The sequence below is a fragment of the Fibrisoma montanum genome, from assembly GCF_003583365.1.
GTDB lineage: Bacteria > Bacteroidota > Bacteroidia > Cytophagales > Spirosomataceae > Fibrisoma > Fibrisoma montanum.
The window spans coordinates 1-1,056 of sequence record NZ_QXED01000030.1 but is presented as its reverse complement, the minus strand read 5'-3'; the positions used below and the strand labels follow the sequence as shown (position 1 = coordinate 1,056).

The window sequence follows — 1,056 nt, the reverse complement described above, 5'->3', positions numbered from 1 at the left end:
GCCGCCGGAGCGGGGATCTTTGGGTGAGGCTGAGAATCCCTCCTGCTACCGAAGATCCCCGCTCCGGCGGCCCGGTCCTGGCGTCGGGATGACAAAGAAAGCTTTCATGACCAGCTAATTATAACTCTGTTTACTCTGCGTTTTCTCTGCTCCTCTGCGTTTGGATAAAATCTATAATCTCGGTATCGTCAGCCCGCCGTCGACCAGGATGACCTGGCCAGTTGAGTACGGAAAATCGCCCCGCGCCAGCGCAGCCACGGCCCGGCCTACGTCGTCGGGGAGGCCCCAGCGCTTCTGGACGCACAGACCGTCTTCGATCAGCTTGTCGTATTTGCTGGTTACGCCCGCCGTCATGTCGGTACGAATAACGCCCGGCCTGACCTCGTACACCGGTATATCAAACTCGCCCAGCCGGGCCGCAAACAACTGGGTTGCCATGCTCAGTCCGGCCTTCGCCACGCAATACTCCCCCCGGTTCACCGACGCCACCGTTGCCGAAATGGACGATACGTTGACGATACAGCCCCAAAACGCCGGCTGTTCGCTACGTTGGCGGATCATCCAGTTGGCAGCCGCCTGTGTCAGAAAATACGCTCCCTGCAAGTTGGTAGTCAGTACGTACTGAAAGCTTTCTTCGGTAGCTTCCAGTATGTCGCGCCGTTCTTTGGGGGCTACCCCTGCGTTATTCACCAGTACGTTCAACCGCCCGAAATGCTGTTGAATGTTGTCCAGCATCGCAGTTCGGGCCTCGCTCGACGCTACGTCGCCGGGGCAGTACATCACCTCGGCACCCAACGCCCGTAAACCATCCAGTGCTTCCCGGGCCGCTTCCTCCGGCCGAACGCCGTTGATCGCCAGATCGAATCCAGCTTTGGCCAGGTGTTCGGCAATGCCGTAGCCGATGCCCCGGCTGCCGCCGGTTATAAAAGCGACTCGTTTCAATGTCTTTTATTTATAAAATACATTAGTTTATTTTTTGTCATCCCGAGGCACGACCGGGCCGCCGGAGCGGGGATCTTCGGTAGCCGGAGGTTTATCAGTCTCACCCGAAGATCC

General features: G+C 58.0%; 1 protein-coding gene. It reads right to left on the bottom strand.

All coding sequences use genetic code 11. The features are described 5' to 3' along the window. Positions 1–171: 171 nt before the first annotated feature. Positions 172–942 (bottom strand): 3-ketoacyl-ACP reductase, encoded by a 771-nt coding sequence (locus DYU11_RS32840; protein ID WP_119671988.1) that lies wholly within the window; start codon positions 940–942, stop codon positions 172–174. Positions 943–1,056: the final 114 nt, after the last annotated feature.